Below are 23,841 nucleotides of genomic sequence, written 5' to 3'. Positions count from 1 at the left end.
TTCCCCGGGGCTGGTCCGGGCCCCGGCCGGGGTCCGGACCAGCCCTTTTCAACAGGTAAGTTGGAGGTATGTTTTCACGTTCAACCGGGCCCCGGCGGCTGTCTGCGCTGAGGCGCGTCGTCGGCACGGCGGCCCTCGGCGCCAGCCTCGTGGTGGCCGCCTCGGCCTGCTCCCCGGCCGTGTCCATCGAGAACGCTGACGTCCCGGAGTGGAAGGCCACGGCCCTCCCAGCCGCCGGCGGGACCGTGCTGGAGGATGCCGGCAAGATCCTGAACCGGCAGCCGCTGGTGAAGGACGCCGCCGACGTTCCCGCCGGCGTCTATACCCTGACCATGACGTGCGACGGCGGGGGCAAGGCCTTCTTCACGGTCAGTACCGGAGGAACGAAGCTCGCCGAAGCCGGCGCCGCCTGCAACGGCAGCCGCGAGCGCACCAAAGTCACTGTCCCTGCCACCGGGCCCGTGCAAATCAGCGCCTCCAGCGTGGACGCCCCGCTCATCTACGCCTACCATTTGGCCGCGGCGGGTTAGCTGTGACTTGCACCGTCAGCGACGGTGCGTATGCTCGGGGGCATGTCAGCTCTTTGGGGGAAGCGGATGGTCAGCGTTGCTGCGGTTGTGCCTGTTCTGGCCCTCCTCGCCGCCGTGCTGGGCGGTTGCGAGTACAGCACGGACCCGTATGCGGAAGACGGCGATCATGAGCAGTCCCAACCGCCCGCCGCTGCATCCCGGCCGCCGACGGATGCCGGCCGGGACCTCTCGGATTCTCGGGACGCCCGGCACAGCCCGCAGGACAACATCGACGCGCTGGCCGAACTGCTGGGCCGCCCTGACGGGAGCGGGCTCCCCTACGCTTCAGGCGGTACGGCCTCGTGGACTGCTGACATTCCTGCCGGGGAGTACTTCCTGACAGCTGTCTGCGTTGCCGCACCGGGCGCAGAACTGGTGGTGCGCCTGGGGACCGCTGCGCCGGAGCGGACCTCTTTCCGTTGCGGAATGGGCAAGGTGATGTACCTGGACCACAAGGGTGGCACGATCAGCGCCGAAGTCGTGGCACCAGCTGATGCGCCGTATGTCGTCACCGGCGTCAGGCTCGATCCCGACAAAGCGCCCCGCGGCCCCTCGTTCGCCCAAACAACAGCCTGGGCTGCAGGAGAACTCGGCCCCGTGCAGGCCGGCGAATTCCGGGGGTATCCGTGGGAAGGCCAGTGGCATCATTCCGGCGCGCCCGCAGTGGCCGGCCAGCTGACCTTCACGTTCGTCTGCGACGGGCCCGTCATGGTGGAAGTCACCGTCCTCCAGCCCAGGGGGACAGATCTGTTCCAGGGCAGCATTCCCTGCGGCACGCCGTTTCCGGCCGATTTTCCGGTAGGACCCGAGGGCGTCATGGTGATGATGGATTCAAACAACTATCCCGTCCAGGCTGCCTACAGCCTGGTGCCCGCCGCCGGAGGCCGGCAGTGACAGGGATCCTGGCCCGACGCCGCGCGGCGGTGCTGGTGGCAGCGGCCCTGATCGCGGCCACCGTCGCCGGGTGTGAATATGCCAACGACGTCGGCCCGGACCCGTCCCGCCCGGCTGGCCGGCCGGAAAATCCCCTCGGCGCAACACCCCTGCCCATCGCTTCGGCGGACCCCGCCCTGGTGGCTGAACTGGACCGGAACATGGCCGCCGTCGAACTGATGCTGGCGGAGGTGCCGGAGGGTGCGGGCGGCGCTGCCGGGGGTATTAGCGGGCACAGCAGCAGCGGTGGCGGTTTGAGCTTCAGCGTCGTTCTGACGCAGGCGGGCAGCTACACCGTCACCGCCGTCTGTGTGGGTGCCGTGGAAGCTCAGCTTCTGGTCACGTCCCGCGGATCCGCCGGAGGCTCCCATCGCATTGATTTTCCCTGCGGGGAACCGGTCGAACGGCAGGTTGAGCTGGGCACCGGTCCCGTCACCGCCCATATCGTGAGTCCGGACGTGGGCAGGATCCACAAAGCGGCGGTGGGGGCGGTACGAACTCTGGACCCGGCGCCCTGACGTCAGGACGCGCGCGTCGGCCGCGTCCGGCCGCCTCTGGTTCGGGCCTGTCCGCGGGCCTACAGTCAGAGTATGCACACGGTGCAGGCACCCCTGGTGCCACGGCGGACGGCCGCGGCAGCCGCCGTCGTGCTTTCCGGCGTTCTGGCCACCGGAGCCGCGCTGGGCGGCTGCGAGTACGTGTACGACGACGGCCGCGGGCCGCTACCGACTGCAACGGCGCCGCCGTTTACGGATGCGGCCCTCCCGCAGGACCCGCGCCGGAACCTGCCGGTGACCGGCGCGGAACTGGATCAGTGGGTGGAACGGGTCCTGCCGGAGACGGCCGGACAGGTCTTCCATACTGGCTTCGGGCTGCTCAAGGCGGGCACCACACGGCAGGAAAGCACCGGGCACCTGCCCAGCGGGACATACTCGCTGACGCTGGCCTGCAAGAGCCCCCGCAGGGTGTCGTTCACGGTACGCAACGGGGAGCTCGCGCTTGTGGACCTGAGCCTGCGGTGCGGAACCTCAAGGGTGAATGTGATCCATGTGTCCAATGACGCCGTGCTCAGCGTGGAAATCGCGGCGCAGTCGGCGGCGAACTTCGCCTACCGGATCAGCAGGCTCTGAAAACAGGACACCGGATACCGGACTAGGCCGCGCAGCCTTCCGGGCAGCGGAGGGTCTCCGGGCTGGAAGCGCAGTCCGCGCAGTAGAGCGTGAGGGTGCGGCAGCTGGGGTTGGAGCAGTTCTCGAACTTGCTGGTGGGGGCCGAACAGCGCACGCACTCGCCGATGGTCTTGGCGTCCTCGCTGAATTCAAGGTGCATGCGCTTGTCGAAGACGTAGAGCGATCCTTCCCAGAGGCCCTGGTCCTTGAAGGTTTCGCCGTAGCGGACAATTCCGCCGTCGAGCTGGTAGACCTCCTTGAAACCTCGGTTCACCATGAGGCTGGAGAGCACCTCGCAGCGGATTCCGCCGGTGCAGTACGTGACCACCGGCTTGTCCTTCAGTGAGTCGTACTTGCCGGAGTCGAGTTCCTTGATGAAGTCGTGCGTGGTGGCCACATCCGGAACTATCGCGTCCTTGAACTTGCCGATCTGGGCCTCGAACGCGTTGCGTCCGTCGAAGAACACCACGTCCTCGCCGCGTTCCTTCTTGGCGTCCACCAGCTGGTGGAGTTCCTCGGGCTTGAGATGCGTGCCTCCGCCCACCACGCCGTCGGCGTCCACCTGGAGTTCGCCGGGGGCACCGAAAGATACGATCTCATCCCGCACCTTGACGCTGAGGCGGGGAAAGTCGGCCGCTCCGCCGTCCGACCATTTGACGTCAATGCCGTGGAAGCCCTTGTATTCGCGGGTTGTCTTCACGTACTGCTTGACGGCGTTCAGCTCGCCGCCTACCGTGGCGTTGATCCCGTCCTTGGAGATGAGGATGCGGCCGGTGAGGCCCAGCTTTTCGCAGAGGGCGCGCTGCCACAGGCGCACGGCGTCAGGGTCCGCGATCGGAGTAAAGCCGTAAAAGAGCACAATTCGGTTCAAAGCCACGTGTTTAAGGGTACTTGGTGTCCGAAAGCGGCTGAAACGGGGCCTTTGCCTCTACCGGCGGCTCCGGTCACAATTCAGTAAGCAAGCCCGCTTCCCGGCCTGTACCCCCTGTTGCTTGCGGCAGGGCTGGAATACTCTCATCACATGAGCCCAGACGCCATGGTTGAAGACATCACCCGCCTCGTGGAAATCTGGGTGACCGGATGGGCCGGTTGCCGAGGCTACGAGACGCGAACGGAAGGCCGCTTCCCGGCCGCTCTCCGCGCGGACACCACCAAGGAGTGGGAGTACTTCGCCCACGATCCCTCTGACACCGAATTCGCCGAGCTCGCCGCCAAGACCGCCGAAGCTCCGGCCAGAATCCTTACCGTCCTGACCAACGATGTCGCCCGCTACACCTACCTGGCCCAGCAACACGGACTGAACGTCACCTCGGCATCCCAGACGATGATGATCGTGGACATGGAAACCCAGGACTCCGAAGATCCTTGGCTTTCCGACGATGAACTGAAGCTGACCACCTTCAAGAAGGACAACGTCCACCACGCCGTGGTGCACGCCGGCGAAGCCGTTGCCGCCAGCGGACGCGTTTTCGTGGTGGGCCACACCGCCGTCTTCGACAAGATCGTCACGGAGCCGGACTACCAGCGGCGCGGGCTGGGAAGTTTCATCATGAAGGCGCTGGCGGCGCAGGCCTTCGAGCACGATGTGGAAAACGGCCTGCTGCTGGCTTCCCTGGACGGGCAGAAGCTCTACTCGCATCTGGGCTGGACAACCCTGTGCCATGTTCTGATGCTGTCCGCCTCCGACGAAGGCTCCGATCTGTCCGTCGGCTGACTTTGGCCGGGCGGGCAGCCTGTCGATGCGCGTCGTCGCTGCCGGCTGCTCCCGGCGCGCGTAATGCCGGCTGGTCGTGCCGGGCGATTTGAGCCCGGATGAAACAATACTGAAGTGAACCCCCATGACTCCCTGGGCCGTGGCCCGGACCCGGAACAGCTGCGTCATGTCCGCACCATTCCCGCCCGGCAGGCGGTGAACGAGCCATGGCCGGAATGGGCACACCCGGATCTCGTCAACGCCTACGGCTCGCTGGGCATCCACGAGCCGTACCGTCACCAGGTCCAGGCGGCGAACCTTGCCCACGGCGGCGAGCATGTGGTGATCGCCACCGGCACTGCGTCCGGTAAATCCCTGGCCTATCAGCTGCCGGCGCTGGACGCCATCCACCGCTCGGAGCTGCGGGTACTTTCCGAGCCGGGAAAAATCCACGACGACGGCGCCGTCGCCCTGTACCTCTCCCCCACCAAGGCCCTGGCTGCCGACCAGCTCGCTGCCATCCGCTCGCTCAGGCTCCCGACCGTCAGGGCTGAAACGTACGACGGCGACACGGACCCTGCGTCGCGGCGCTGGATCCGGGACCACGCGAACGTGATTCTGGCCAACCCGGACATGCTGCACTTCGGCATCCTGCCCAACCACGCCTGGTGGGCCAGCTTCTTCCGCCGGCTCAAGTACGTCATCGTGGACGAGGCCCACAGCTACCGGGGTGTCTTCGGTTCCCATGTGGCCAACCTGATGCGGCGGCTGAGGCGAATCTGTGCCTATTACAGCGCCGGCGCCTCCCAGCCGGGCCCGGTGTTCATCGCGGCGTCGGCAACGGCATCCGAGCCGGGAACGTCCTTCGGCCGGCTCATCGGGGCACCTGTCCGGGCTGTGTCCGAGGATTCGTCACCGCATGGCTCAACGACCGTTGCGTTCTGGGAGCCGGCCCTGACGGAGTTGCGCGGCGAAAACGGTGCGAAGGAACGCCGGACGGCCGTGGCGGAAACCGCCGACCTGCTGGCCAACCTGGTGTCCTCCCGCATCCGGACCATTGCGTTCATCAAGTCCCGGCGCGGGGCGGAGACCATCTCGGCCATCACCAAGCGGCTCCTGGATGAGGTGGATCCCAGCCTCCCCCAGCGCGTTGCCGCCTACCGTTCCGGCTACCTCCCGGAGGAACGGCGGGCGCTGGAGAGGGCCCTGAGGTCAGGAGAACTCCTGGGGGTTTCCAGCACATCGGCGCTCGAACTGGGCATCGACATCTCCGGGCTCGACGCCGTCCTGGTCGCCGGCTGGCCCGGCACGAGGGCTTCCCTGTTCCAGCAGATCGGCCGGGCGGGGCGGGCCGGCCAGGACGCCATCGCCGCATTTGTGGCCAGCGACGACCCCCTGGACACGTACCTGGTGAACCACCCCGAAGCCATCTTTGATGTTTCGGTTGAGGCGACGGTATTCGATCCGTCCAATCCCTACGTGCTGGGGCCGCACCTATGCGCCGCCGCAGCTGAACTGCCGCTGGGTTATGCCGAACTCGACCTGTTCGGCCCCACCTCGGAGAAACTGCTGGACCAGCTGGTGTCCCAGGGCTACCTACGCAAGCGGCCGGCAGGCTGGTTCTGGACGCATCCGCAAAGCGCTGCGGCCATGGTGAACCTGAGGGCGGACGGCGGCGGACCGGTAAGCATCGTCGACGCCGAGACAGGTTCCCTGCTCGGCACGATGGACTCTCCGCAAACGCACTACCAGGCCCACACGGGAGCCGTGTACGTGCATCAGGGCGACAGCTATGTGGTGGAGGAGCTGAACGAGGGAGACCACTGCGTGATGGTGCGCCGCGCCAACCCCGATTACTACACCACGGCCCGTGACGTGACCCAGATCGAGGTCCTGGAGACGCAGCGGACAGCTCAGTGGGGCGACGTCGCCGTGCACTTCGGGGACGTGAAAGTAACAACGCAGGTGGTCTCCTTCCAGCGCAAGGCACTGATTTCGAATGAGATTCTGGGCGAGGAACCGCTCGAGCTGGGCGCCCGTGACCTGTTCACCAAGGCTGTCTGGTTTGTGGTGGACAACCGTTCGCTGACCGGGGCGGGTCTGATCGAAGCCCAGTTCCCCGGCGCCCTGCACGCCGCCGAACACGCAGCCATCGGGCTGCTCCCGCTCGTCGCGTCCAGCGACCGCTGGGACATCGGCGGGGTGTCCACTGCCATTCACGCCGACACCGGAGTGCCCACCATCTTTGTGTACGACGGGCACCCCGGCGGCGCAGGCTTTGCCGAACGCGGCTTCGACAAGGCCAAGGTGTGGCTTTCCGCGACCCGTGACGCCATCGCTGCCTGCGAGTGCGACGCCGGCTGCCCGTCCTGTGTGCAGTCGCCCAAATGCGGCAACAAAAACAACCCGCTGGACAAGGCCGCGGCGATCACCTTGATCGATGTCCTGCTGAAGGACGCCACCGAGCAGCCCGCCGGGCAGCCGGGAGCTCCCCTTCCGCATACTGCCGGGGCCGAAGAGCGCGCCGCCCGATCCTGAGGCCGGCCCTTGGCGGAGGTCCTGTGGTGGCCGGCCTACGGCCGCGGTCCGTGGTGGCCGGCCTATGGTGGCGGGCCCGCCCGGGCGTGCCCGGTGGCAGCGCCGAATATGCTCCGGTTCAGGAGCTCAGTACGCACCTCCACCGTGTCGCGTCCCCCTTCCGTGCAGCTGGTGATTTTCGCCCCCTGCCGGCCCGCAACGTCGGCCGCAACGGTGCATGGCACCCCCTGGCTGATCCCGCGCAGTGCGTCCGCGGCGGCCAGCGCTGCCAGGTCGGCGGCTGCTGCGGCCCTGGACGCCATCACGGCTGACTGGGCCAGGAGCAGCATCAGCGCCATGGTCACCATCACCACCATCCCGAGCCCGGCAGCAAGAACCGTCCCTGATCCGCGCTCATGGACTTGGCCCGGATGGCCATTTTCCGCAGCCGGGGGGTCCGGACGCCCGGCTTCTACGTTCCCCCGGCGCGGTCTTGCCTGCGCGCTCACGAGGCTGCAGCTTCCAGGCCTTGACGCCGCCCCTGTGCGGTCGGCGGCCGTGCAGGCAACGCCTCCTGAGGACGCAGGCGTGCGGACTGGGCCGCTTCGCCCCGTGCCAAGGCCCGGGCAGACAGCGTCCACGGCACGATCGACCCGACGGGGCCGGAGACTCTGCCGGACACCGTGACACTGAGCCACTCGCCGTCCGCTGCAACTGATGATGACGCCGAGGCTCCGGCCAGCTGCCGTACGATTCCATCGACCGCTCCGGCGTCCTCCCCTCGCGCCAGGGCCCTCGCCCCGGCCCTGGCGGCCTCCTCCAGCCGAAGCTGGGTAATCCCGGCCGCCGATCCCGCGAGGAGCAGGGCAAGGAGAAGGAGGACGGCCGGCAGGGCCACCGCAAATTCGGCGGTGACCGCCCCGCGGTCCTTCCCCGGACCCCGGAACGCCGTCATCCCTGGCGCATGCCGGCGCAGGCCCGGCATCATGGCAACGCCAGGGCCGTCCGGATCAGGTTCAGCAGGAAGCCCCGCACTTCATCGCTTCGGAGGATGAACACCAGGATTCCGGCAAAACCAACGGCAGCCAGTGTGGCGATGGCGTATTCCGCGGTGGCCATTCCCGCCTCGGATCCCATGAGCCGGACCCGTGCGCGGGCCGTTACGGGCGCCGCGTCCCTCGCACCGGGGTAGATCTCGTGCACCTTCGCGTCGGCGCGGCGGGCGGGTTCGGAAGGCTCGGGGTGGGGGTCCGGACGGTGGTTGGAAGTGACTGACATGGGATTTCCTTTCATTGGTTTCCGGCTGATGTGCCGGCTGACTTGACTCTCCCGGCTGGGCCGAAAGGAGATAAGGGACATGTTCGGCTAAGTGGAAAAGCCCGGAATCTCGCGGCTGTGGAGGAACACTCGGGCGCCGTGCGGCCCCGGACCCGGCTGCAGCGGTCAGCTTCCGGAGGGCAGCATCGCGAGCAACACCGGAACCACGCCGAGGCAGATAAAGGCGGGCAGCGAACAGAGGCCGAGCGGGACCACCAGCCGCACGCCGAGCGCGGCCGCACGCTTTTCCGCAGCCCTGAAGCGCTCCCGCCGCAGCCTTGCGGCCTGAGCGTAGAGAATGGCCGACGACGGCGCCCCTGTCAGGGCGGCAAAGCCCAGGGCCTGCCGCAGGTCCAGCAGCTCGGGGGCCCGGACCTCGGAACTGCGCCACGCGGTCTCCCAGTCGGCACCAATGGCCAGCGCCGACACCACGGGCCGCAGCGACCGGTGATATTCAGGTGACGCTGAGGCCGCGACGAGCTCCAAGGCTCGCCCGATCCCCGACCCGGCGTCCAGCATTGCTCCGATCAGCTCCAGCATCATTGCTGTGTCGCGCAGGCCCTCGCCGGCCGGCCAAGGGGCCCGGGCTGTGCTTCCGCCCTCGCCGTTGGTTCCGACGGCGGGATGCCTCTGGTGCTGCCGGAGAAGCCTCCGGTGTGCGCTGCCGTGCCCGGTCAAAGCCAGTGCTGCGGCGGCGGCCAGCATCAGGGCCACAGCCACGGCCGGAAGCAGGGCCGCCGTCATGATGTTCCAATGGGCGAGCGGACAAGCCTGGCAGACCAGAGCCGGCCGGCCAGTGTCAGTGCCACGCCGGCAGCGAGCGCAGCCATCCCCAACGGTGTGCCGAGCAGGATGGACAGCGGATCCACGCCCAGGGCGACACCCAGCCCTAGGCCCAGGAGGGGAAGCCAGGTCAGGAGGGTGACGGTGGCTTTCGGCCCGGCCAGGGCGGTCTGGCGGGCAGCTTCGGCGTCGTCCTCCACTTCAAGCTGGGCCGCCAGGCGGGTCAGGACGTCCGCCAGCGGGCAGCCGCTGGCTGCGGCAATGTCGAAGCATGCGGCGAGCTCACCCCAGATTCGACGTTCGCGGCTTGGGCTTCCGGGGAAGGCCGTTGCCGACGCCGAACGGATGGCGTCGGCCACGGGGGAACCCCGCATTGCGGCCGCCCTTGCCACGGACACCATCGACAAGGACGCAGGAGAGAGTCCCTGCACGTCGTCCTGTCCGGCCCCGGGACGCTCGTCGACGGCATAGACCAGCCAGAGTTCGTCCCACAGTCGCGAGGGCGTCCTGCCGCCTTTGAGCAGTGCTGCCAGTTGCTGGACCACAACGGTCATGGGCACATGGTGAGGGTGGTGGCGGGACTTTCCGTGCCGGACGGAGCGCCGGGCCTTTGGCGTGCCGCGCGACTCGGGGCGCCCGGCGCCCAGTGCCGCACGGATCCTTCCTGAGCGGCCGCCGGGAGGCCGGGCCACCAGCCACGCGGCCAGTGCCAGCAGGGCGATCAGCAGACTCATCATCCGTCTGCCCCGGACTCTGGCACCGTCGGCACCGCATCGCGGCCGCCGGTCAGGGATTCGTCAATACCCAGCCGCCGGGCCAGCCCCGGCCACGAAGGGCCCAAGGTGACGGTTCCACCGCGCACGGAAACAGCCGCTGAGACCTCCAGGCCGTGGGCGCCGTCTTCAATGACACCGATGCTTGCCACCTGGCGGAGGCCTCGGAAGCGTTCAACGTGCACCACGACGTCCAGGGCACTTGCAACCTGGAGCCGCATGGCGTCCTGGCCCATCCCGGCGAGGGCACCCAGCGCGGTAAGCCGGGCAGGAACGGCTGCCGCTGTGTTGGCATGGATGGTTCCGCCGCCGCCGGTGTGTCCGGTGTTCATGGCGGTCAGCAGTTCGCGAACCTCCGCCCCGCGGCATTCGCCAACCACCAGGCGGTCGGGCCGCATCCGGAGGGCCTGCCGGACCAGTTCGGCAAGATCCACTGCACCGCCGCCTTCGAGGTTTCCGTGCCTGGATTCAAGCGAAACGACGTGGGGATGGACGGGGTTAAGTTCGGAGGCGTCTTCGATCAGGACCAGCCGTTCGCCGGGATGACTCAGCCCCAGCAGCGTGGAGAGCAGGGTGGTTTTTCCTGATCCCGTGGCACCGCTGATCAGGAAGCTCAGGCGCCGGGAAACCATATGCTCCAGCACGTCCTGGACAAGGGCACCGAACATGCCGCCGTCCCGCAGCTCGTCCAGCGTGAACACCTCATGGCGGCGGATTCTGATGCTTAGGAGTGTTCCCGCCGTCGAAATGGGCGGCAGGACCGCGTGGATGCGGTAGCCGGCCTCCAGCCTGACGTCCACGCACGGGGACCCGTCGTCAAGCCGCCGCCCGCCGGCAGCGACGAGGCGGGACGCCAGGGAACGGACCTCATTTTCGGAGGAAAAGGACACGGGCGCCTGTTCCAGCCCGTTCCCGCGGTCCAGCCAGACGGAGTCCGGGGCGTTGACGAAAATGTCGGTCACCGACGGGTCCCTCGTCAGCACCTGCAGCGGGCCCAAACCGTTGAGCTCGGCACTGATCCGCTCGACTGCAGCCAACGATCCGGCCGTACCCAGGAGCCGGCCCGTGGCCTGAACCGCCGCGGCCACCCGGGACGGTGTCACCGGGCCGGAATCGGCCATCACGGATTCCCTTACCGATTCGAGCAACCCGGCGTCCAGGGCGCTGCTCTGCCGCCGCCTTAAGCTTCCGGCCGGACCGGGGAAGCGGGGCAGCCCCGGCGGCTGCGATGGCGTGGTCATGGCAGCCCGCCGCCCAGCAGATCCAAGACCGACGCGGCGAACCGGCGCACGGTACGCCGACGGCCCATCTCCAGCAGGCGGCCGAGCTCCGTGGCGTTGGCCGTGCCCTTCACTTCCGGGACAAGTCCCTGCAGGGGCAGGCCCACGGATTCGGCGATCAGCGGCCCGTCCAGGACGGCCCCGGCTTTGCCCCGGATCACCAGGGCCGTGTCCACCGGCGGAAGCTCCTGCAGCAGCCTGGCGGATGAAACGGCGGCTTTCAGCTGCGCGGGTGCCACAACCAAAATACGGTCGCAGTCCCAGGCAAACGTCCGCAACGGTTCCGTTCCGCGGCCGATATCCACCAGGACCAGTTCGTAGCCCCGCCGCGCAGCGTCAAGAACGCCGCCCACGGTGGTGGCTTCCACGCCGGGCTGGCGTTCGCGGCTGCCCGGCCAGGACAGAAAGGAAAAACCGCCCGCCACCGGCAGAGCGTCGGACAACTGTTCAGGATCGATGCTCCCGCTCGCCTCCGTAAGATCGGTCCATCGAAGGCCCGGTGTTTCCTCCGCGGCCAGGGCAATCTCCAGGCCGCCGCCCCACGGATCGCCGTCGATCAACAGGACCCGGGCTCCCCACTCCGCCGCGGCCTGGGCGATCCAGATCGCAGCCGTGGTGGCACCGGCTCCGCCGCACCCGCCGGTCACGCCCAGGACCAGTCCGCCGGCTTCCGGCGACCGCGAGCGGCTCAGGTATTCGGCCAGCCACGCGGCGGCGTCCGGCAGCACGGCCACCCGTTCGGCTCCCAGGACCGCGGCGAGGTGCCAGAGGCTGTCACCTTCGCCGCTGAGCCCGACGAGCACGGCCGGTGCGCGGCGGCGGGGCGGCAGTTCGCGGATGTCACTGCCCACCAGGACCACGGACGCGGTGTCCCAGAACGGGGCCGCTTCGGTGGCATCGGCGGCGACGCGAAGCTGGCCGCCGGCAGCGGCAACGATCCGCTCAACCTCACCGCGAAGGAAGTCGAAGCCGGTCACCAGAAGTGTTTCGGCGGACTCCGCGGGAAGCCAGGCGCCCGGAGCGCGCTCCCCCGCCGACGCGCCCCTGCCCGGGGCATCTGCCGCGGTTGCACCGCGGGCTGCCGGACCGGCCAGGCCGAGCGGATCCGCCGGGCTGCCTCCGCCAGGCTGCCGCCCCCGCTCTTGCCGGCTGCTCGGCTGCCGCCCCCGCTCTTGCCGGCTGCTCGGCTGCCGCCCCCGCTCTTGCCGGCTGCTCGGCTGCCGTCCCCGCTGTTGCCGACTGCTCGGTTGCCGGCTCCCCGTATGCCGGCCAGGTGGCTCCTGGGAAGCGGGGCCGGAGGCCGTCACGGGGCCGGGACCGGTGAATTCCGGCGTGAACTCCGGTGTGGGTTCCTGAAGATGCTGCCTGCTCATCCTGCCACTGTGCCGAGCGGCCGCGCTGCCGGACAGCCCCGCCGCAAGCCATGTGGACAACGCCCGGCCCCGGGCACCTGTGGAGGGATAGTGAGCCCTCCGGACCCGCACCCGGAGGCAGGCTTTCCGCCATCGCCCAGACAGCGGCGCAGACCATCCCGCTCCACAAGGCAGAATTGAGGCTATGTATCTGCTGCTGTCCGCCCACGCTGACGGCGCAGCCCTCCAGGAGCTCACACCGGACGGCTCCCCCGCCCCCGGCAACCCCGAACCGCGCCTGATCAGCGCAGGCGAACTGGCCGGCGTCGTACGTCAACTCGAAAAGCGGCGCCCGCGCTGGATCTGGCACCGGACGCAGGAGTGGTACCCGGCGCTGCTGGCGGCAGGGGTTGAGCTGGAGCGCTGCCATGACCTGACGCTCTGTGGCGCCATCCTGGCCCATTCGGAGTTCACCGCCCACACGGACTACGCCCGCAACGCCGAAAAGCTCACGCAGGACGACGACTCGCAGCAGCCGCCCCGCGCCCTCCAGCCACCGCCCCAGCCGGCACACCAGGGGGCACTCTTTGAAGACTCCGGACTCGGCCGTCAGCCCAGGCACTCGCTGGAAGAGCTGCGCATGGAGTTCGCCGCCCAGCAGGAAGCGCTCGGCCAGGCGAGCACGGAGACGAACCGAAGGCAGCGCCTCCACCTGCTCCTCGCCGCAGAATCCGCCGGCGCCATGATCGCCGCGGAAATGCAGCACACCGGCGTGCCCTGGCGGGAAGAACTGCACGAACAAATCCTGGCGGACTACCTGGGCCCGCGGCCGCCGCTGGGCCACCGGCCCGCCAAGCTCGAGGCGTTGAACACGGAACTCCGCAGGCTCCTGAATTCGCCAAGCCTGAACCCGGATTCGCCGCAGGACCTCATGCGTGCCCTGCACCGGAACGGCATCGAGGTCAAGACCACCCGGCAATGGGAGCTGAAGGAATCCAGCCATCCGGCCATCGAGCCACTCCTTGCCTACAAGAAACTGTCCCGGCTGCATGCGGCTAACGGCTGGGCCTGGCTGGACGCCTGGGTGAACAATGGCCGCTTCCAGCCCGAGTATGTGGTGGGAGGCGTCGTCTCCGGGCGGTGGGCATCCCGCGGCGGCGGTGCACTGCAGATTCCGCGCCAGATCCGCGGCGCGGTGCACGCCGATCCCGGCCACAAACTCATCGTGGCCGACGCCTCCCAGCTGGAGCCGCGGGTCCTGGTGGCCCTGGCCCAGGACTCCAAAATGGCCGAGGCGGCCCGGGACAAGGACCTCTATGCCGGCATTGCTGCCCAGGGTTTCGGCGGTGACCGTGCCAAGGCGAAGGTGGCCCTGCTCGGTGCCATCTACGGTGCCACAACGGGTGAATCCGGGCGGCTGATGCCCCAGCTGACGCGCACCTATCCGCGAGCCGTCGGCTTCGTGGAACAGGCCGCCCGGGATGGCGAAGCGGGCGGAACTGTCACCTCGCGGCTGGGCCGCAGCAGCCCGCCGCCGTCGGACCGCTGGCTGCAGAGCCAGCAGTCCACCACGGCGGAGGAACAGCGCCGGGCAGATGCGGTTGCCCGCTCCCGCGGCCGGTTCACCCGCAACTTCGTGGTCCAGGGCTCGGCCGCTGACTGGGCAGCCTGCTGGCTGGCGGAATTACGACGGCGGCTCCGCGCAATGCGGTCGGCCGGCGGCAATGCCGGCGAACTGGTGTTCTTCCTGCATGACGAAGTGATGGTCCACTGCCCTGACGCTTCGGTGGACGCCTGCATCGGAGCCATCGAGGAGGCGGCCGCGGCGGCCAAGGAACTGCTGTTCGGCCGGATTCCGGTGGAATTTCCGGTGAGCGTTGCCGTAGTCGATTCCTACGACAAAGCCAAATAGTTCGCTGAAAGACGCGGCCTGTAACGTACCCGCGGGTAGCTTTGTGAACTGTCTCACCTCCCGGTTAAGCTCAATTAGCCGGTTCGCAGCAGTGGCAGTGCAGCACCGAAAAAGAACCGGCCGATGCAATGACGCATGGATATTTGGGGAGGCACCGCACAATGGCTGGCACATTCGAAATCATCAACGCTGAAGAAGAAGCTTTCTACTTCAGGCTCAAGGCCGACGACGGCACGGTAGTGGCGGTATCGCCGCGGTTCAAGACACTCAAAGGCGTGGTGGCCGGCATTGATGCCGTCCGCGAGAGCGCAGCCACAGGACTTGTGGTCAACCGGGCCCGGAGGGAACTGGCCACCGGATAGCCCCGGGCAGACGGGGCGGGCCGCCCGCGTACGGCCCCGGTCGGCCTGACCGATGGGTCAGGGACCCGCCGGAAGTTAAATGTCGATCTGGTGCAGCCGGTTCCGGTCCCACGGAACGGCCCAGCCCAGCTGATCAAAAAGCTCATTCAGGATCATCCCGGTGAAACCCCAGACCACAACTTTGTTCACCACGAAGGCTGGGCTGAGGAACGACTGGCCGCCCCGGCTGACGGTGGCCATCACCCTGTTGTCCGGGTCCAGCAGGTCGCGGACCGGGACACGGAACACCTGGGCCGATTCGCCGTAGTCCACCACGCGGACCGGAGACGGCGAGTGCCACCAGGCGAGCACCGGCGTCACCAGGAAGTTCCCGCGCGGCAAGGCCAGCTGCGGCATGGCGCCGAGAACCTCCACACCGGCCGAATCGAGGCCGGTCTCCTCCTCCGCTTCACGGAGGGCAGCCTCAATGGGCGTCTCGCCCGGGTCGATTCCGCCGCCTGGAAACGCCACCTGGCCGGGGTGGTCGTCCAGGGTGTGGGCACGTTCCAGCAGCAGGACATCGAGGTCGGCCGGCGCCAGGTGCTTCGAGGAAACGGCGGGGACGTTGTCCAGGGCGCCGAAGAGCATCAGCACGGCGGCCTTCCGGGCGACGGAATCGTCCACGGTCAGGTCCCGCCAATAAGGATTGCGCTCCGGGCCGTTCCCGGCGGTAATTGCCTCAATGAGGCCGACGAGGTCCTGGCGGGCAGTCATTTCCCCCGCTTTTGTGATTCCATCCGGATTTCGGCAGCCCGGTGGGTCTCCGCCAGGAGCTGGGCCAGGAGGGCTTCCTGCCCCGGGGCCAGCTCGTACTTGAGCAGCTTGGCTGCTTTCACCGGATCCGTCTCCCCGGCTCCGTAGCTGGGGCACCAGGTGGCCACCGCGCACGCACCGCAGGCCGGCTTGCGGGCATGGCAGACGCGCCGCCCGTGAAAGACCACGCGATGCGAGAGCATGGTCCAGTCCCTCGGCTCGAAAAGCTCGGCCACGTCCGCTTCGACACGAACAGGATCATCCGAGTCAGTCCAGCCGAACCGGCGGGCCAGCCGCCCAAAGTGCGTGTCCACGGTGATTCCGGGAACGCCGAAAGCGTTGCCCAGCACCACGTTGGCGGTTTTCCGTCCGACTCCGGGCAGCGTCACCAGATCCTGCAGCCGGGGCGGCACCTCGCCGTCGTACTCGTCCACCAGTCGGTTGCAGAGTGCCATGACGTTCCGCGCTTTGGCGCGGAAGAAACCGGTTGGCTTGAGGATCACCTCAAGCTCGGCAGGGTCCGCCTCGGCCATGCTCCGGGCGTCCGGATACCGGTCGAACAGGAGCGGCGTGATCTGGTTGACCACGACGTCGGTTGTCTGTGCCGACAGGACCGTGGCCACCAGCAGCTCGAAGGGGCTGCGGAAATCCAGCTCGGCGTGCGCATACGGGTAGAGCTCCGCGAGCGCCCGGTTGATCCTGCGGGCGCGCCGCTTGAGCGCCAGCAGGGACTCGCCCGCCGCCCTGGGGGTAATGCTGCCCGGATTCGGCGTCCCGGAAACGGTGGCCATCAGGGCCGGCTAGCCGCGCTCGATGTTGCTGAGGTCCCGCAGCACGCCGACGCGGCCGTCGGTATGCTGCACCAGGAATTCGTGCCCGCGGTCTTCCAGGGCCAGAACCCACCCGCCGGGTTCGATCACGAACGCAGGCATGCCCGTCCGCTCGTCGACTGCAGTGCGGGGCTGGGCGACGGCGAACCAGAAGGCCTCGTGGACCGGCTGCTCGTCGTGTTCTTCCGGGCGGCTGTAGGGGTCCACGGTGGCGCCGATGGGCTCCTGCGACTTCACCTGCGGGTTCAGCATCGTCGCAGCCGGCGCCGAAGCTGCCGGCGCCGGCGCTGCGTGCTCGGAGGCCGCGGGAGCCGAAGCTGCGTGCTCGGAGGCCGCGGGAGCCGACGCTGCCGGCGAAGCACCCGTGGCGCGAGCTTCGGCTGAATCCCGGCCCGCGGCCGCGGGAACTGCCGCGGCCTGCGTCCGCTCCGCAGCGGAAGGCACGACGCCGGCGGCCTGCGTCCGCTCCGCAGCCGAAGGCACGACGTCGGCGGCCTGCGTTGCGGGCGAAGCGTCAGTACCGCGGCTGGCGGCGGCACCTACTGCTGCTGCTGCCGTAGCGGCAGCAGCGTTGTTGCCGGCCGCGTTGCCGGGCGTGGCAGCGGCGGCAGCAGCCGGCACGGAGTCTGCGTGCGGTGCGGCGGCCTGCGCCGTCCCCTGCTGCGCTGCTGCGTGCTGCGTCTCTCCGTATGAGGTTGCTGCGCGCGGGGCTTCACTGGCGCCAGCTCCGGCGTACGGGCGGTCGGCGTTCGCCGCACCGGCGGTCGTTGCTTTTCCGGCGGCAGCGCCGCCTGCGGCACCCGCGGCACCCGCGGTCAGTCGCTTCGACCAGCCGGCCAGAGTGCTGGAACCCGGGTCCTTGGCGGCCTTGGGCTCCTTCGGGGCGCTGGGCTTGCGGAACGGCGCTGCAGACTCGCGGGCCACAACGTGTGCGGGGACCTCCGCGCGGTCCAGGAAGTCACCGGCGAGGAGGGGAATGAAGCGTGCCAGCACGGTGGCAGCAAACAGCCCGACGGATCCGATCAGGCCCACCAGCATGACCGGTATGAAGGCTTCGGCCGCGGACAGGAAGAAGAACCCGAGGGTGAACGACGCCACCACGGACGCGAACTGGTCAATGGACAGCGACCCCACCCGCACCTTGGACTCCGGGCTCAGCCTGCGCGCCACGAAAAGGGCCGTCACGACCAGCGGCAGGATGATGCCCAGGCCCAGGAAAAAGAGGCTTCCCAGGTTCCACAGGTTGTAGCGGGAATCGAACATCGGGATCAGCGACGCGACGAACAGAATCAGCGTTGACGTGAAGACGGTGAGGTCCCGCACGGTGAACGGGCCGAGCACCGTTTCGTTCTTCCTGGCCGTCAGCCCGCTTCCCGCGGACTTTTGCCCGTCAGTGCCTGCCGGCTTGCCGGAAGAAGCGGGGCCGGTGGCCTGGCCGGCCGTCTGACCGGGATGCGTATGGACGGCCTTATGCTGTCCATGGCTTTGCTGGTTCATACTGTTCTCCTTAGCACGGCGGCGCCCTGGACAGCGCCTCCTAACGGCAGGCAGGAACGGGACCGCAAGCGGTCCTGTCGCCTCCATCGGATGTCACAACTCCATCTCAGCCTAGCCAAGTGGTTGGCTGATCACTAGCTGACGGGCCGGAGGCGGGCCCGGCAAAACACCCGCGGATTTCCCTAGCACCCCCGCCTGTTTGCCGGCTGGATGCGGGGCGTCCGGCAAGGCCGGCGGAGGCTCCGGTTCCGGCACGGGAGGTCTCAGCCCCGGACCTCCGGGAACCATTCGGCGCTTAATAAACACCGCTCACGGCTCACTATGTGACGGGGCACACGTCTGGCGCGGGGCAGGCGTTAGTGTTTATTTCGGAACAGCTCTTTGCGGTACAGCCGTGACCAGCCGATGCCCGATGCCGCGCATGCGGCACGGCTGCGGCCCCGTGGCGGCCCGTCCCGCGCAGCAAAGATCGATGAATGATGAGGTTCACCATGTCCCAGGACACTCCCAGCTCCACGGCCACCGCTGCACACACCGACGTGCCGGCCAACCTGTCCACCGCCGGAGCCGTTGCAGTCTCCGCATCAGCCGCAAGCCCGTCAGCCAACGGAGCCCAGGGCGGGAACGGCGACGCCTTCGAAAACCTCTCCCAGGAGAACCGGAAGTTCGCTCCGTCACCGGAGTTCGCGGCCAACGCCGTGGTCACCGCCGCGGACTATGCAGAGGCCGACGCCGGCCGCCCGGCTTTCTGGGCGAAGCAGGCCCGCGAACTGCTCACCTGGAGCAAGGACTTCACCGAGACCCTGGACTGGTCCAACCCGCCCTTCGCGAAATGGTTCGACGGCGGCGAGATCAACGCTGCCTACAACGCCCTGGACCGCCACGTGGAGAACGGGCTCGGGGACCGGGTGGCCATCTACTTTGAAGGCGAACCCGGCGATTCCCGCTCGTACACGTATGCGCAGCTCACCGAAGAGGTCAAGAAGGCCGCGAACGCGTTCGAGTCCCTCGGGGTTGCCAAGGGCGACCGCGTGGCCGTGTACCTGCCCATGATCCCCGAGGCCGTCATCACGCTGCTGGCCTGCGCCCGGATCGGCGCCGTCCACTCGGTGGTGTTCGGCGGCTTCTCCGCCGAGGCCCTGCGCTCCAGGATCGACGACGCCGGGGCCAAACTCGTCGTCACCGCCGACGGCACCTACCGCCGCGGCAAGCCCAGCTCCCTGAAGCATGCGGTGGACGATGCGTTGTCCCACGAAGGAGACGGCAGCGGCCACACCGTCGAGAACGTCGTCGTCGTCAAGCGCAACGGGCAGGACGTCGACTGGCACGAGGGCCGGGACCACTGGTGGGCCGACACCGTTGACGCCGCTTCCCCGGAACACACGGCCGTGGGCCACGACTCCGAACACCCGCTGTTCATCCTCTACACCTCCGGCACCACGGGCAAGCCCAAGGGCATCCTGCACACCACCGGCGGGTACCTCACCCAGGGCGCCTACACCCACAAGGCCGTCTTCGACCTGCACCCGGAAACGGACGTGTACTGGTGCACCGCCGACGTCGGGTGGATCACCGGCCACTCCTACGTCGCCTACGCCCCGCTGATCAACGGCGCCACCCAGGTCATGTACGAAGGCACGCCGGACTCCCCGCACCAGGGCCGCTGGTGGGAGATCATCGAAAAGTACAAGGTCTCCATCCTTTACACCGCCCCCACCGCGATCCGCACCTTCATGAAGTGGGGCAAGGAAATCCCGGCCAAGTTCGACCTCTCCTCGATCCGTGTCCTGGGCTCCGTGGGCGAACCCATCAACCCCGAAGCCTGGATGTGGTACCGCGACGTCATCGGCGCCAACGCCGGCAAGAACGGCGAGAAGAAGGAGAACCCGGCACCGATCGTGGACACCTGGTGGCAGACCGAAACGGGCGCCCAGATGATCGCCCCGCTGCCCGGCGTCACAGCCACCAAGCCCGGCTCCGCCCAGGTCCCCCTGCCCGGCATCGCCGTCGACGTGGTGGATGAACTCGGCGAATCCGTGCCGAACGGGCACGGCGGGTTCCTGGTGATCCGCGAACCGTGGCCGGCCATGCTCCGCGGCATCTGGGGCGACCCGGAACGGTTCAAGGAGACCTACTGGTCACGGTTCGAGACCATGTATTTCGCCGGCGACGGGGCCAAGAAGGACGACGACGGCGACGTCTGGCTCCTGGGCCGGGTGGATGACGTCATGAACATCTCCGGCCACCGGCTCTCCACCGCGGAAATCGAATCGGCCCTGGTCAGCCACCCGGCCGTCGCCGAGGCCGCCGTCGTGGGCGCCGCCGACGAAACCACCGGACAGGCCGTGGTCGCGTTCGTGATCCTCCGTGAGGATGCGGTGGACTCCGGCGACGCGATCGTCCAGGAACTCCGCAACCACGTGGGCAAGGAAATCGGTCCGATCGCCAAACCCAAAACCATCCTGGTGGTGCCCGAACTGCCGAAGACCCGGTCCGGGAAAATCATGCGCCGGCTCCTCAAGGACGTCGCGGAAGGCCGCGACCCCGGCGACGCCACCACCCTCGCCGACAACACCGTCATGGCGCAGATCGCCCAGTCGCTCCGGAAGTAGCGGCCGCTCAGAAACTAACAGTCCCGGACGCCTCCCGGGAAACCAGCCGGCCCCGTTTTCCCCCGCCACGGCGGGGAAAACGGGGCCGCGGTGCTTTGTGACGATTCAAATAGCGATTGCCGTCAAAATGTTCTTTCCCGTTCTTTCCTGTTCCCTTTTGAGACGTTATAGTCATGAGCATGTGAGGTCTCTCACATGCAGCTATTTTTCAAGGGAGAGAACATGGCAGCACAGTTTGATGCGTCGGCAACCGCTTTTCCGAGCCGGCGGACCATCCTCAAGACCGTCGGCGTCGGCGCAGCGGGCCTGGCGGGGATTCCGTTCCTCGCGGCTTGTACCGGCGGAAGCGGACCGTCGGCCACAGGTTCCGACTCGACCGGCCTGACGTTCGGTTCCGGGTCCTCGGATGATGTTCCCAAGCGCGCCTACCAGGCCGTCACGGATGCCTTCACCGCCAAGTCCGGCAAGAAGGTCACCACCAACGTGGTGCCGCACAACGATTTCCAGAACAAGATCAACTCCTACCTGCAGGGTTCCCCGGACGACACCTTCACATGGTTTGCCGGCTACCGCATGCAGTACTACGCGGGCAAGGGACTCCTGGCACCCATCGACGACGTCTGGGAGAGCATCGGCGCCAATTACTCCGACGCGCTGAAGAAGGCGTCCACCGGCCCCGACGGCAAGATGTACTTCGTCCCCAACTACAACTACCCGTGGGGTTTCTTCTACCGGAAGAGCCTCTGGGCGGAGAAGGGCTACGAGGTTCCGGAGACTTTCGACGCGCTCAAGGCCCTGGCCACCAAGATGAAGGCTGACGGCATCATTCCCATCGGCTTCGCCGACAAGGACGGCTGGCCCGCCATGGGCACCTTCGACTACATCAACATGCGGCTTAACGGCTACCAGTTCCACGTGGACCTGTGCGCGCACAAGGAATCCTGGGACCAGCAGAAGGTCAGCGCCGTTTTCGACACGTGGGCCGAACTCCTTCCGTTCCAGGACCCGGCGGCCCTGGGCCAGACGTGGCAGGACGCCGCAAAGGCACTTGAAGCCAAGAAGACCGGCATGTACCTTCTCGGTTCCTTCGTGACCCAGCAGTTCACCGATCCCGCGGTCCTGGCGGACATCGGGTTCTTCGCGTTCCCGGAGATCGCCATGGAAGGCCGCGACGCCGTCGAAGCCCCCATCGACGGCCTCCTGCTGTCCAAGAAGGGCGGCGAAAACAAGGCGGCCCGGGACTTCATGGCTTTCCTTGGGTCTGCCGAGGCACAGGACGCGTACGCCGCGGTGGATTCATCGAACATCGCCACGGCCAAGGGCACGGACACGTCCAAGTTCACGCCCCTCAACAAGGCGTGTGCGGACACCATCGCGAACGCCAAATACATCAGCCAGTTCTTCGACCGGGATGCCCTTCCCGCGATGGCCAACAACGTGATGATCCCCGCGCTGCAGAGCTTCATCAAGGACGGCAAGATGGACGTCAAAAACCTCGAAGCCCAGGCCAAGACGCTGTACGCGGCACAATAGCGAGGGAAGACTTCCATGAGCAGCACCGCACGAGAACTGATTCCGCCGGAATCCCGGGAGCCTGAAGGCGCTCCCGGGAGAACCGGCAGGGCCAAGGGCGGGCGGGTCCGCCGCCTGTCCGGGCGGGACAAGCTTGTCCTGTCCCTGATGGTGGGCATCCCCACCCTGATCGAACTGACCCTGGTGTGGCTGCCCATGCTGATGTCGGTGGGCCTGAGCTTCACCCGGTGGAACGGACTGGACCTGGGCGACATCCGCCCCGCCGGCCTGGACAACTACCAATTCATTTCCCAGGACTACCCGCCGTTCTGGCCGGCGGTGCAGCACAACATGCTGTGGCTCCTGTTCCTGGCACTCATCGCAACACCGCTCGGTTTGCTGCTGGCGGTGCTGCTGGACCAGAACATCCGCGGCAGCAAGATCTACCAGAGCATCTTCTTCGCCCCGGTGATGTTGTCGCTGGCCCTGATCGGCATCATCTGGCAGCTCTTCTACCAGCGGGACAACGGGCTGCTGAATTTCCTGCTGGGCACGGCCGGGACGCCGCAGGCCGTGGACTGGTTCGGAGATTCCTCGGTCAACATCTGGGCCGCCATGATCGCAGCCACCTGGCGGCACGCCGGTTATGTCATGCTCCTGTACCTGGCCGGGCTCAAGGGCGTGGATCCCAGCCTCAAGGAGGCCGCCGCAATCGACGGCGCCAACGGCTACCAGACGTTTTTCCGGGTGGTCTTTCCGGCCATGCGTCCCATCAACATCGTGATCGTGGTCATCACCATCATTGAGTCGCTGCGGGCCTTTGACGTTGTGTACGTCATCAACCGCGGCACCAACGGCCTGGAAATGCTCAGCGCCCTGGTGATCCAGAACCTTGTGGGCGAAGGCCAGGTGATCGGCGTCGGCTCTGCTCTTGCGGTGGTGCTGCTGGTTATTTCCCTTGTCCCCATCGTCTTCTACCTCAGCCGCACGTTCGGCAAGGAGAACAAAGCATGAGCTCCCCCGCAACAAGCACAGCACGCGACGGCAGGAAAGCTACCGCCCCCGCACCCAGGTCCGGAAGCCGGCCGAAACGCCACTACGGGACCCACATCTTCCTGACGGTCATGGCCGTCATGTGGCTGATCCCGCTGGGCTGGTCCGTCTTCACTGCCCTCCGGCCGGTGGCGTCCACCAACGAGCACGGCTACTTCAGCCTTGCCGGCGCATTCAATTTCGACAACTTCATCCAGGCCTGGACGCAGGGCGGATTCGCCACCTACTTCTGGAACTCCGTCATCATCACGGTTCCGGCCGTGCTGGTGACCCTGTTCCTGGCGTCCCTGATGGCGTTTGCCGTGAGCCGGGTGAACTGGAAGTTCAACATCACGCTGCTCATCATGTTCACCGCCGGCAACCTGCTGCCGCCGCAGGTCCTGGCGGCGCCGTTGTTCGAGATGGCCAAGCACTTCGAGGTGCCGTATTCCTTCAGCGATTCCGGCAACATGCTGAACACGTACATCATCGTCATCGCCGTCAACACCGCTTTCCAGATGGGATTCTGCACGTTCGTACTCTCCAACTACATGAAGGCCCTCTCCGCCGACCTGACCGAAGCCGCGCTGGTGGACGGTGCCGGAATCTGGCGGCAGTACCGGGAGATCATCCTCCCGCTCTGCCGGCCGGCGTTTGCTGCCCTCGGCACCCTGCAGGTCATCTTCATCTACAACGACTATTTCTGGCCGCTCCTGTTCATCCAGAGTGGCAACCGGCTCCCGATCACCACGGCCATCAACAACCTCCAGGGCCAGTTCCTGAATAACTACAACCTGCTGGCCGCCGGCGCCGTGATCACGGTCATCCCCACGCTGGTGATCTATTTGCTCCTGCAGCGGCAGTTTGTTGCGGGGCTGACTCTTGGTTCCTCCAAGGGGTAGACCA

23 protein-coding genes are annotated in these 23,841 nt (G+C 67.4%); 12 read left to right on the top strand and 11 right to left on the bottom strand.

The features are described 5' to 3' along the window. Positions 1-68: 68 nt before the first annotated feature. From PV761_RS15800 to PV761_RS15785, 4 genes are all read left to right on the top strand, one after another. Entirely contained in the window at positions 69-530 is a 462-nt protein-coding gene (locus PV761_RS15800; RefSeq protein WP_347898137.1) for a hypothetical protein, read from the top strand. 42 nt (positions 531-572) lie between these two features. Next, the gene (locus PV761_RS15795; RefSeq protein WP_347898135.1) at positions 573-1,463 is read left to right on the top strand and encodes a hypothetical protein; all 891 of its coding nucleotides are present in this window, start codon (positions 573-575) and stop codon (positions 1,461-1,463) included. Then, positions 1,460-2,020 (top strand): hypothetical protein, encoded by a 561-nt coding sequence (locus PV761_RS15790; protein WP_347898133.1) that lies wholly within the window; start codon positions 1,460-1,462, stop codon positions 2,018-2,020. Before PV761_RS15795 ends, PV761_RS15790 begins: the two co-directional genes overlap by 4 nt. A gap of 72 nt (positions 2,021-2,092) precedes the next feature. After that, positions 2,093-2,632, top strand: coding sequence for a hypothetical protein (locus PV761_RS15785; RefSeq protein ID WP_043437823.1), 540 nt, complete (start codon positions 2,093-2,095; stop codon positions 2,630-2,632). Positions 2,633-2,654: 22 nt separating this feature from the next. Here the strand turns inward: PV761_RS15785 and PV761_RS15780 are convergent, their stop codons facing one another. Further along, complete coding sequence (locus tag PV761_RS15780) at positions 2,655-3,548, bottom strand: rhodanese-related sulfurtransferase (protein WP_347898129.1); 894 nt, start codon at positions 3,546-3,548, stop codon at positions 2,655-2,657. Positions 3,549-3,692: 144 nt separating this feature from the next. On the opposite strand from PV761_RS15780, the gene PV761_RS15775 reads away from it, so the two are divergent. After that, positions 3,693-4,385 carry a GNAT family N-acetyltransferase gene (locus tag PV761_RS15775; RefSeq protein WP_347898127.1) on the top strand — a complete coding sequence of 231 codons (693 nt, stop codon included), beginning with the start codon at positions 3,693-3,695 and terminating at the stop codon, positions 4,383-4,385. A gap of 114 nt (positions 4,386-4,499) precedes the next feature. Continuing rightward, positions 4,500-6,902 (top strand): DEAD/DEAH box helicase, encoded by a 2,403-nt coding sequence (locus tag PV761_RS15770; protein WP_347898125.1) that lies wholly within the window; start codon positions 4,500-4,502, stop codon positions 6,900-6,902. A 62-nt stretch (positions 6,903-6,964) separates the two neighbouring features. On the opposite strand, the gene PV761_RS15765 is transcribed toward PV761_RS15770, so the two are convergent. From PV761_RS15765 to ssd, 7 genes are all read right to left on the bottom strand, one after another. Next, positions 6,965-7,390, bottom strand: coding sequence for an Rv3654c family TadE-like protein (locus PV761_RS15765; protein WP_347898123.1), 426 nt, complete (start codon positions 7,388-7,390; stop codon positions 6,965-6,967). After that, positions 7,387-7,836 (bottom strand): TadE family type IV pilus minor pilin, encoded by a 450-nt coding sequence (locus PV761_RS15760; RefSeq protein ID WP_347898155.1) that lies wholly within the window; start codon positions 7,834-7,836, stop codon positions 7,387-7,389. The genes PV761_RS15765 and PV761_RS15760 overlap by 4 nt, the downstream gene beginning before the upstream one ends. A 29-nt stretch (positions 7,837-7,865) precedes the next feature. Further along, positions 7,866-8,159 (bottom strand): DUF4244 domain-containing protein, encoded by a 294-nt coding sequence (locus tag PV761_RS15755; RefSeq protein ID WP_347898121.1) that lies wholly within the window; start codon positions 8,157-8,159, stop codon positions 7,866-7,868. Positions 8,160-8,324: 165 nt separating this feature from the next. Continuing rightward, entirely contained in the window at positions 8,325-8,942 is a 618-nt protein-coding gene (locus tag PV761_RS15750) for a type II secretion system F family protein (RefSeq protein WP_347898119.1), read from the bottom strand. Then, positions 8,939-9,718 carry a hypothetical protein gene (locus PV761_RS15745; RefSeq protein ID WP_347898117.1) on the bottom strand — a complete coding sequence of 260 codons (780 nt, stop codon included), beginning with the start codon at positions 9,716-9,718 and terminating at the stop codon, positions 8,939-8,941. The genes PV761_RS15750 and PV761_RS15745 overlap by 4 nt, the downstream gene beginning before the upstream one ends. After that, a complete protein-coding gene (locus tag PV761_RS15740; RefSeq protein WP_347898115.1) occupies positions 9,715-10,995 on the bottom strand; it encodes a TadA family conjugal transfer-associated ATPase in 1,281 nt (426 codons plus the stop codon). Before PV761_RS15740 ends, PV761_RS15745 begins: the two co-directional genes overlap by 4 nt. Beyond that, positions 10,992-12,011, bottom strand: a complete 1,020-nt coding sequence (gene ssd, locus PV761_RS15735; protein ID WP_347898113.1) for a septum site-determining protein Ssd — start codon at positions 12,009-12,011, stop codon at positions 10,992-10,994. Before ssd ends, PV761_RS15740 begins: the two co-directional genes overlap by 4 nt. Before the next feature lie 580 nt (positions 12,012-12,591). Between ssd and PV761_RS15730 the strand changes: the two genes are divergently transcribed. Both PV761_RS15730 and PV761_RS15725 read left to right on the top strand, forming a co-directional pair. Beyond that, entirely contained in the window at positions 12,592-14,298 is a 1,707-nt protein-coding gene (locus tag PV761_RS15730) for a bifunctional 3'-5' exonuclease/DNA polymerase (RefSeq protein WP_347898111.1), read from the top strand. A gap of 161 nt (positions 14,299-14,459) precedes the next feature. Then, positions 14,460-14,660: a YegP family protein gene (locus tag PV761_RS15725; RefSeq protein WP_028269912.1), complete on the top strand. Its 201-nt coding sequence runs from the start codon at positions 14,460-14,462 to the stop codon at positions 14,658-14,660. 75 nt (positions 14,661-14,735) lie between these two features. On the opposite strand, the gene PV761_RS15720 is transcribed toward PV761_RS15725, so the two are convergent. From PV761_RS15720 to PV761_RS15710, 3 genes are read right to left on the bottom strand one after another with little or no spacing between them, the layout of a single operon-like run. Then, positions 14,736-15,413 carry a CoA pyrophosphatase gene (locus PV761_RS15720; protein ID WP_347898108.1) on the bottom strand — a complete coding sequence of 226 codons (678 nt, stop codon included), beginning with the start codon at positions 15,411-15,413 and terminating at the stop codon, positions 14,736-14,738. After that, positions 15,410-16,243 (bottom strand): endonuclease III, encoded by an 834-nt coding sequence (nth, locus tag PV761_RS15715; RefSeq protein WP_051628748.1) that lies wholly within the window; start codon positions 16,241-16,243, stop codon positions 15,410-15,412. Before nth ends, PV761_RS15720 begins: the two co-directional genes overlap by 4 nt. Before the next feature lie 9 nt (positions 16,244-16,252). Continuing rightward, on the bottom strand, positions 16,253-17,779 hold the full coding sequence (locus PV761_RS15710; RefSeq protein WP_347898106.1) for a hypothetical protein: 1,527 nt from the start codon (positions 17,777-17,779) through the stop codon (positions 16,253-16,255). A gap of 491 nt (positions 17,780-18,270) precedes the next feature. Here PV761_RS15710 and acs point away from each other — a divergent pair, with 491 nt between their 5' ends. The 4 genes from acs to PV761_RS15690 all read left to right on the top strand — a co-directional run bounded on the left by acs (position 18,271) and on the right by PV761_RS15690 (position 23,837). Continuing rightward, positions 18,271-20,391 (top strand): acetate--CoA ligase, encoded by a 2,121-nt coding sequence (gene acs, locus PV761_RS15705; protein ID WP_347898152.1) that lies wholly within the window; start codon positions 18,271-18,273, stop codon positions 20,389-20,391. Positions 20,392-20,613: 222 nt separating this feature from the next. Then, positions 20,614-21,924, top strand: a complete 1,311-nt coding sequence (locus PV761_RS15700) for an ABC transporter substrate-binding protein (RefSeq protein ID WP_347898104.1) — start codon at positions 20,614-20,616, stop codon at positions 21,922-21,924. A gap of 15 nt (positions 21,925-21,939) precedes the next feature. After that, a complete protein-coding gene (locus PV761_RS15695; protein ID WP_028269906.1) occupies positions 21,940-22,917 on the top strand; it encodes a sugar ABC transporter permease in 978 nt (325 codons plus the stop codon). After that, positions 22,914-23,837, top strand: coding sequence for a carbohydrate ABC transporter permease (locus PV761_RS15690; RefSeq protein ID WP_347898101.1), 924 nt, complete (start codon positions 22,914-22,916; stop codon positions 23,835-23,837). Before PV761_RS15695 ends, PV761_RS15690 begins: the two co-directional genes overlap by 4 nt. Positions 23,838-23,841: the final 4 nt, after the last annotated feature.

It is taken from the genome of Arthrobacter sp. CC3, from assembly GCF_039907775.1.
Classification (GTDB): Bacteria; Actinomycetota; Actinomycetes; order Actinomycetales; family Micrococcaceae; genus Arthrobacter.
Note: the sequence above shows the minus strand (reverse complement) of the source record. Positions and strands in the feature narration are given on the sequence as shown.